We start from the raw sequence: 7,910 nt of genomic DNA, 5'->3' as shown, positions 1-7,910 counted from the left end.
CTGTTATCTTAACGGGTAATAGTGCTATCGTCGCATTGTCCGGGAACAACCGGAAAAATGTCGCGTAAATGTATCAGGTATTGCGAGATGGAAATGTTGACTCAATCTTCGCCCAAGATTTCCGCATTGACAGCAGATGATGTGGCTCAGTTAGCTTCCCGCTTGGAAGTGGATAATTACAGCAACGCATTTGAGGGATTGCAGGATTGGCATTTACTCAGAGCGATCGCTTTCCAGCGTCCAGAATTGGTTGAACCTTATATTCACTTATTGGATTTAGAAGCCTATGACGAAGCCTAAAGAATTCTAGGATACCCCAAAACCACAATTTCCCCAGGGTGGGACTATTATAGAAACCGGGTTTCTGGAAAAATCGGTTAGTGAGAAACCCGGTTTCTGCGCCTACCAAATATCACTAATACAGCTATTAGCTTTTATGTCCGACCGGCGACGTATTTTAATTGGGGTAACTGGTGGAATAGCCGCCTACAAAATTTGTGAGGTGGTTTCCACTTTGGCAAAATCGGGGGCGGAAGTTCGTACTATCGTCACGGACTCGGCTCAACAATTTATTACCCCCCTAACTTTAGCTACTTTATCGCGCGATCGCAGTTATAGCGATCGCGACTTTTGGCAGCCTACCCACGGTCGCCCCCTTCATATTCAGTTGGCACAATGGGCTGATATTTTCGTCATTGCACCCCTAACCGCCAATACCCTCAGTAAACTAGCCACCGGAATGGCGGATAACTTGCTCACTAATACGGTTTTGGCTTCCACCTGTCCGATTTTGTTGGTTCCAGCTATGAACCGGGAAATGTGGAAACAGCCAGCGGTGGCGCGAAATTGGCAACTACTTTTAACAGATAGTCGCTTTCACAGCATTACTCCCATTCCTGGTATTCTCGCCTGCGATACCCCTAATAATACCGACAGCCAATCAGTTGAGGTGTCAGCAGCCGGACGTATGGCAGAACCTCAACAAATATTAGCCCATATTTATTCCCTACTCCATACCCAAGGAAATCGAGATCTCGCTAATAAACAAGTCCTGATTTCCGCCGGGGGAACTCGCGAACATTTAGACCCGGTGCGGTTTATTGGTAATCCCGCTACTGGTAAAATGGGAATAGCGATCGCTCAAGCCGCAGTCCACCGAGGCGCACGGGTGACAATGGTACATGGTCCCATGAATAATCTGGAGATGGTGGAGACTCTATCAGAGGTTACCTTAGTTAGTGTGACTACCGCCCAGCAAATGTCCGAGGCAATGTTATCATTATTTCCCGCAGCCAACCTGACTATTATGGCGGCGGCGGTCGCTGATGTCCGACCTACGGCTTATCACCCGGAAAAGTTACCTAAGCGATCGCTTCCTCAACAACTAGACTTGGAAACAGTACCCGATATTGTCGCTCAATTGGCACAAAAAAAACGCCCCGACCAGCAGTTAGTTGGCTTTGCGGCGCAAACTGGAGATATTTTAGCCCCCGCTTGGGAAAAATTGCAGCGCAAAAACTTAGATGCGATCGTTGCTAACCCCATTGACCAACCTGGGGCGGGTTTTGGTAGCGACACCAACCAAGCTATCTTACTCGCGCGCCATGGCAGAAAACAGAACATCAGCGGATGCACTAAGTTACAATTAGCTCATCACCTGTTAGATTTCATTGATTTTTCACCAATAACCTAATAGCCGCGGGTTCTGCGATCGCCTTTATATTACAGATTCTTTATAACCCCCCCTGACCCGCCCATAGCTGGTCAGATATTTAACTAAAAGATAGCCCCGTCTCTTGAGATGAGAGCGGGGCGGTAACTTTCGGTTAAACTAGGTTAGGGCGCTAGGGCGCTAGGGCGTGACCGCGTAGCAGACTACCCACAGTTTTGGCTGTGATCTTCATTTGTACTAACGGGTTAGCCGGAACAACTGTCTTATACAGATAGCTGTCAAACGTCATCCGTTGTACATCGAGATCAGAACACATTTCTACAAATGCTTCCCGACTTGCATCAGAACGGTAGAATACCCGTTGCAGGACATCCAGCACTAGGTAGGTCATGCCATACTGTTTATCCCAGCGTTTCAGATACAGTTTCAAATCATCTTCAGTGGGGATACGCTGACCGGCGTTGGAAGTTTCCACAATGGTTTCAGCACACATACGACCAGACTTAGCCGCAAAATAGATACCTTCACCAGAAGACTTAGTTACGGTTCCGGCTGCATCTCCCACCAGGGCTACCCTTCCCACAACCCGACGAGGACGGGGATGTTCTGGAATTGGGTGAGCTTCCACTTTAATGATTTTACCACCTTCAATCCGATGGGCTGCGCGGGCACGGATTCCAGCTTGCAGCTTTTTGATCATGGCTTGGTTAACCTTCATGGTTCCGGTTCCTACCGCCACGTGATCATATTTCGGGAACACCCAAGCGTAAAAGTCCGGGGAAACATCATTCCCTACATACATTTCCGCCCGATCTTCGTAATAAGCCATTTTATCAGCCGGGATGCGAATCCGCTCTTGGAAGGCGATCGCATAATTATAATCCCCAGCGTCAATAGCCTTGGCTACACGGGAGTTAGCTCCATCAGCACCAATGACGAGATCTACTTTCAGGGTTTTGGCAGTTCCTACCGCATCACCACTAGAATGATCATTGTAGTGGATCGTGTAAGGTTCGCCACTGCTGGCGGGGATTTCTAATTTGTGAACAGTACCGTTGATTAGGTTAGCACCCAACGAAGCAGCACGGTCACGCATGAAACCGTCGAGGACCTCCCGACGACACATTCCGATATATTCGTTTTCATTTTCTAAATTGATATCCACCTCACGGTTAGAGGGGGAAATCATTTTCATTTTTCTGACCCGCCGATCAATGATTTCGGGTGGCAGGTCGAATTCACTTACCATACACAGAGGAATAGCACCACCACAGGGTTTGGCGTTATCCAGTTTGCGCTCGAATAAATAGGTTTCAATTCCAGCTTTTACTAGCGTTTCGGCTGCGGATGAACCCGCAGGACCAGATCCGACAACAGCAACCCGTAGAGTCAAAGGTCTTCTCCCAAAAATTTATCTCGTCAGTTACTAAGCCAAAATCCTAACACGAACTTGCAGCCTAGGGGGAGGTTTCTGTTCAGACTTGTGACGTATTGCAACACACCTTAACATAACTTTACAAAACTCCAACTTCATTCTCACTTACCGCTTTCATAGCCATGAGCAATAGTTAATTATACTTATTGGCTCTCCCCAACCTTACCCACAAGCATGGTGGGAATTGATGATTGACAGGAAAATCCGGTAGTATTGATAATGGCAGACTAAATTAATTATCCATCCCTAACTCAACCGTAAATAAGCCCAAACTATGCCTTGGAATAATCAGCAAAACTCAACCACAACGCCTACTCAACTAATTAATCAAATCTTAACTTCCGGGAAACTGACCTATCTCCAATATCTGGGATTAATCTCAATTATCTTGTCAGACACTCAGATTAATGATTTAGAACGCCATCAAATTAATCGCATTTTTGATTATGTGCAAAATGGTCGCCTGACTCTGATTCCCTAAAATTAATTTTGGTTATGAATACCCCCAGTCACGCAATTATTAATCTGGCTTTATTGGCAAATCCCAGCCAACCCGATGCTAATTTATTCATTGTTTTAGGAGGTATTTTACCAGATATTCCCATCTTTGTATTCTACGGTTGGGCAAAATTTATCGCCAAAATGCCAGAATCTCAAATCTGGTCAGATGCTTATAACTCTCAGCATATACAAAGGATTGTGGCTATTTTTCATTCTATCCCCTTGGCGATTTTAGCCTGGGCGATCGCCTTTAAGTTGGGATGGTTGATAGCTCAAGTTTTGTGTATAAGTATAATTTGGCATAACTTATTAGATTTGCCAGTTCATAACGATGATGCCCATCGCCATTTTTTCCCGCTCAGTAACTACCGTTTTATCAGCCCAATTTCCTACTGGGACCCCCGACATTATGGCTCCCTAGTGTCCCTAATGGAATTGCTGTTAGTATTATGGTCAAGCTATACAGTATTTTCCCAAGTGCGATCGCCCCTAGGTCAAACCCTAATCCTATTGGTTAACCTGCTCTATACAGGTGGCTACAGCTACCATATCCTTAAACGTACCAGAAAGCAGACTCACCACCCCATAAACCGAATCAAAACAGCTATACTAAAGAAGATAGCCCCATAATGAGAGCTTAAATTTTCCGATGAAAGCACAAGAGTTAATCCCCCTCAGCTTATTGATAATAACTGCGATCGCCCCCGTTTCCGCCCAAACCACCGAAACCACCGACAATAGCCGTGAGTCCCTCAGTTCAGTTAATCCTGTTGTAGTGGACCAACCAAAAGCGATCGCTCAAATTGACCAAGCCACATTGAGAAATGCTTGTGCTACCAAACGCTTTGACCTGCTACCAATTCCCTTTTCTGATGTATCCCCCGACCATTGGGCGTTTGAGGCGATAATGAACCTATACTACTGTATGTGTCCATCTACCAAATTCTAACTTTCTGGTAAAATTGATCACATCCTGACATTTAAACTTTTGTATTAGCCCCTCATCCGTTAACATAGATAAGTAATTTGTTTAACAGAAACTGGTTATTGATTGTGCTAAAGACCCTTCGAGCCGACTTTCGCATTATCTTCGATCGCGACCCTGCCGCTCGGAACTGGCTAGAAGTCATGTTCTGCTACCCCGGTCTGCAAGCGTTGCTATTTCACCGTCTCGCTCACTGGTTGTACTGTATCGGTTTACCCCTAATTCCCCGTCTGATATCTCACCTGTCCCGATTTATTACAGGCATTGAAATCCACCCAGGGGCTACCATAGGTCAAGGTGTCTTCATCGATCATGGTATGGGTGTAGTCATTGGAGAAACAGCCATTGTCGGAGACTTCTGCTTAATTTACCAAGGCGTAACCCTCGGCGGTACAGGTAAAGAAAGCGGTAAACGTCACCCCACCCTAGGGGAAAATGTAGTCGTCGGAGCCGGAGCCAAAGTTCTCGGTAATCTCCAAATTGGTAATAATGTTCGCATTGGTGCGGGTTCCGTAGTCTTGCGGGATGTTCCCTCTAACTGCACAGTAGTAGGGGTTCCTGGTCGCATTGTTTACCGCTCCGGTGTCAAAGTTAACCCCCTTGAACATGGCAGTTTACCTGACTCAGAAGCCGTAGTCATTCGGACTCTGCTAGATCGCATTGAAACCCTAGAGCAGCAAATGGAATCCCTACAGCAAGAACGGGTGGCGTTGGTGGAAAAAGTCCCTGTAGGAGCAGGTTTCCGCACCTATAACGGACAATATCAAACCTTAACTACCTCTGAAGGTACGCGCTCTAGCTGTCAGATTAAAAACAGAGCCATCCAAGAATTTTTAGACGGTTCTGGTATTTAAGGATTGACCGCCTTCCCTTTCCAAGTGCCATTACTTTGAGCATCATAAATTGTCCGATTCTGGGGCTCGCCGCGCAATTGTAAATGATCCACCCGCTCAGGTGTTAGCAGCAGGACCGAAAAATTGGGGGGTGGCTGTTGGGGAATGGGGTCGGGAGGGTCAAAATTAGCGTGGCCCGAGTCGCGCCGCTGTTGACCAGGATCCGGCCAGAAAAATTGACTTTTGGCTGCCTCTGATAACTCCTGCCAACTCTGATCACATAGATGCTCTGCGTACTCTACTATGGTTAACTGACCAGAGATGCGGAACTGTTCTCGGGTTTTCGGAAAATACCAGCAAGCCTCACCCCAAGGATTTTCGGCAATTTCTATCACCTTTTGGCTGCGGGTGTCCGTCACAAATTTAAGGCGATCGCCCTTAGTCATAAACCCCCTAAATACTACCGTCCGATTAGCCGGTCGTCCGTCCAGGCGAACCGTCGCTAACTGTAAATAACGGGAATAGGAAAGGCTACGGTTTCGGTGCATAGCCGCCACCAACGCTAATCTCCAGACAGGAGTTTTTATGATTGCCATGTTTGATTTGAAACCCATTACTGCTCTATCTACCCCCCACAATGGTTATCACTGGGAAGGCGGCGATCGCCGTTTTTTTGAAGGCTGGTATTATCGGGTCACTCTCCCCGAACCCCGTCAAACTTTCGCCTTCATGTACTCCATTGAAGACCCCAGCGGCGGACAACCCCACAGCGGCGGTGCTGCCCAAATTTTAGGACCAGATGACCAGTACCTCTGTCGGACTTTCCCTGATGTCAATAAATTCTGGGCATCTACCGACACCCTAGCTCTGGGTCATTGGGGAGACACTGACCTAAAATCTGCCCCCGGATATCTCGACTCTCAACTATTCGATCGCTTTATTCGTCAAGGATATCAGGGAACTGATACCCACCATCAAGGTCGCCTCAAAGATGGAACCCGTAACTGTAGTTGGGAATATACTATCACTCCCGTTTATGGGTGGGGACAACAACAGTCAACCGCTGGCTGGCTATCATTTCTGCCGATTTTTGAACCGGGATGGCAAATATTAATGGCTCACGGTTCGGCTACTGGCTGGATTGACTGGAATGGCACACTCTATCAGTTTACTAACGCCCCCGCTTACGGTGAGAAAAACTGGGGCGGCGCATTTCCTCGAAAGTGGTTTTGGGTTAACTGCAACTGTTTTGACCATATTCCTGATTTGGCTCTCACAGCAGGCGGCGGAAAGCGATCGGTATTGTGGTGGCTCGAATCCGTCGCTATGGTCGGTATTCACTATCGCGGTCAATTTTATGAGTTTGTCCCCTGGAATGCTCAAGTTCACTGGCAAATTGCACCCTGGGGAGATTGGCACATTCAAGCTGACAACGGACGGTTTCAAGTTTCCCTCCAGGCTACCACTACCTACCCCGGTACTCCTCTACGCGCCCCTACTCATCATGGCTTGCAATTCTGCTGTCGCGATACTATGAAAGGTGAAGTAACCCTACAACTCCGACAACAGGGACGCTTAATTCTGGAAGCCCATAGTTCCCTCTGTGGCCTGGAAACTGGAGGTGGTCCCTGGGATGAAACCTGGGTTCATTGATAGTTATGTTAAGTTTTGTAACAAAAAATTAAGCAATGTTAAAAAAAAATCATTTTTTGGGGGAGGGGGTAGCTTTTTGGGGAGACTCATGCTACTATTATAAAATAATGGGAATATTGACAGTTTTTTTATTTTGGCAACTATCCAATTATGTAAGAGTATGTCAATATAATACCAGAAATCCCCGGCTTTTGTCAACCCCTTGGGGCTAACTTGGCGGGCAAATTTTTTAAAATTGTCTAAAAAATCAACATATAAGCACAAGAATCTGTTACCATAGAGTAAATGACTGGGGCTGTGGCTCAGATGGATAGAGCAAGCGCCTCCTGAAGAATCGGGCACCATGTGGGGAAACCCCTTGTGTGAATGTGGTCAAACTCAAGGAAGCCTAAGTTTATGTGAACCATGAATAAGGTAATCTTGAGCCAAGCTCTAACCCCTACGGTTGGAGAAGGTGCAGAGACTGGTTTTGGGAGTTGGATTAAACGACTTCTTGAACATAACGGCCACCACCTAAGAGCATTCTATGAGTGCTTATGGTGAAGGGATAGTCCAGAGAGTGGGGAAACTCACACAAATCTGAAGCGCTAGGTCGCCGGTTCGAGTCCGGCCAGTCCCGTTGGAAATTAATCGCAGATGCTGATATGTAACTGCTGCGATCGCAGATAATAGTAGGTAGACCTAAAATTCTGGGGAGCCAGAATTTAATCCAAGATTTGCTTGACATCTTATGACAATAAGGTACAATACCCAAAAAGATTCGCAACTCAATAATGAGTATACGGTCAAACCCCAGACCATGCCAAATTTCCTTGACGACATACTCATCAA

10 protein-coding genes and 1 pseudogene are annotated in these 7,910 nt (G+C 46.6%); 8 read left to right on the top strand and 3 right to left on the bottom strand.

What is annotated here, in order from left to right; translation table 11 throughout:
* The 3 genes and pseudogenes from ACTIE0_RS21460 to coaBC form a co-directional block, all read left to right on the top strand.
* Positions 1-68, top strand: a pseudogene (locus tag ACTIE0_RS21460) (zinc ribbon domain-containing protein); the annotation flags it as partial.
* A gap of 19 nt (positions 69-87) precedes the next feature.
* Positions 88-300: a protein IsiD gene (isiD, locus tag ACTIE0_RS21455; RefSeq protein ID WP_006617626.1), complete on the top strand. Its 213-nt coding sequence runs from the start codon at positions 88-90 to the stop codon at positions 298-300.
* 136 nt (positions 301-436) lie between these two features.
* The gene (coaBC, locus tag ACTIE0_RS21450; RefSeq protein ID WP_006621072.1) at positions 437-1,693 is read left to right on the top strand and encodes a bifunctional phosphopantothenoylcysteine decarboxylase/phosphopantothenate--cysteine ligase CoaBC; all 1,257 of its coding nucleotides are present in this window, start codon (positions 437-439) and stop codon (positions 1,691-1,693) included.
* A 151-nt stretch (positions 1,694-1,844) separates the two neighbouring features.
* Here coaBC and chlP read toward each other — a convergent pair whose 3' ends face one another.
* Complete coding sequence (chlP, locus tag ACTIE0_RS21445) at positions 1,845-3,065, bottom strand: geranylgeranyl reductase (RefSeq protein WP_006621071.1); 1,221 nt, start codon at positions 3,063-3,065, stop codon at positions 1,845-1,847.
* 316 nt (positions 3,066-3,381) lie between these two features.
* Between chlP and ACTIE0_RS21440 the strand changes: the two genes are divergently transcribed.
* The 4 genes from ACTIE0_RS21440 to cysE all read left to right on the top strand — a co-directional run bounded on the left by ACTIE0_RS21440 (position 3,382) and on the right by cysE (position 5,447).
* Positions 3,382-3,588 (top strand): hypothetical protein, encoded by a 207-nt coding sequence (locus tag ACTIE0_RS21440; protein ID WP_006621070.1) that lies wholly within the window; start codon positions 3,382-3,384, stop codon positions 3,586-3,588.
* A gap of 14 nt (positions 3,589-3,602) precedes the next feature.
* A complete protein-coding gene (locus tag ACTIE0_RS21435; RefSeq protein WP_006670811.1) occupies positions 3,603-4,238 on the top strand; it encodes a hypothetical protein in 636 nt (211 codons plus the stop codon).
* A 19-nt stretch (positions 4,239-4,257) separates the two neighbouring features.
* On the top strand, positions 4,258-4,557 hold the full coding sequence (locus ACTIE0_RS21430) for a hypothetical protein (protein ID WP_006621068.1): 300 nt from the start codon (positions 4,258-4,260) through the stop codon (positions 4,555-4,557).
* A 104-nt stretch (positions 4,558-4,661) separates the two neighbouring features.
* A complete protein-coding gene (cysE, locus tag ACTIE0_RS21425; protein WP_006670809.1) occupies positions 4,662-5,447 on the top strand; it encodes a serine O-acetyltransferase in 786 nt (261 codons plus the stop codon).
* Here cysE and ACTIE0_RS21420 read toward each other — a convergent pair.
* Positions 5,444-6,022, bottom strand: coding sequence for an Npun_F5749 family FMN-dependent PPOX-type flavoprotein (locus tag ACTIE0_RS21420; RefSeq protein ID WP_008049036.1), 579 nt, complete (start codon positions 6,020-6,022; stop codon positions 5,444-5,446). The two genes, cysE and ACTIE0_RS21420, sit on opposite strands and share 4 nt — an antisense overlap.
* On the opposite strand from ACTIE0_RS21420, the gene ACTIE0_RS21415 reads away from it, so the two are divergent.
* On the top strand, positions 6,012-7,079 hold the full coding sequence (locus ACTIE0_RS21415; protein ID WP_006621065.1) for a tocopherol cyclase family protein: 1,068 nt from the start codon (positions 6,012-6,014) through the stop codon (positions 7,077-7,079). The genes ACTIE0_RS21420 and ACTIE0_RS21415 overlap by 11 nt on opposite strands.
* Positions 7,080-7,560: 481 nt before the next feature.
* Here the strand turns inward: ACTIE0_RS21415 and ACTIE0_RS21410 are convergent.
* Positions 7,561-7,910: hypothetical protein (locus ACTIE0_RS21410; protein ID WP_439516979.1), on the bottom strand; the 350-nt coding region annotated here is incomplete at its 5' end.

Source organism: Limnospira sp. (assembly GCF_051859755.1).
GTDB lineage: Bacteria > Cyanobacteriota > Cyanobacteriia > Cyanobacteriales > Microcoleaceae > Limnospira > Limnospira fusiformis.
Note: the sequence above shows the minus strand (reverse complement) of the source record. Positions and strands in the feature narration are given on the sequence as shown.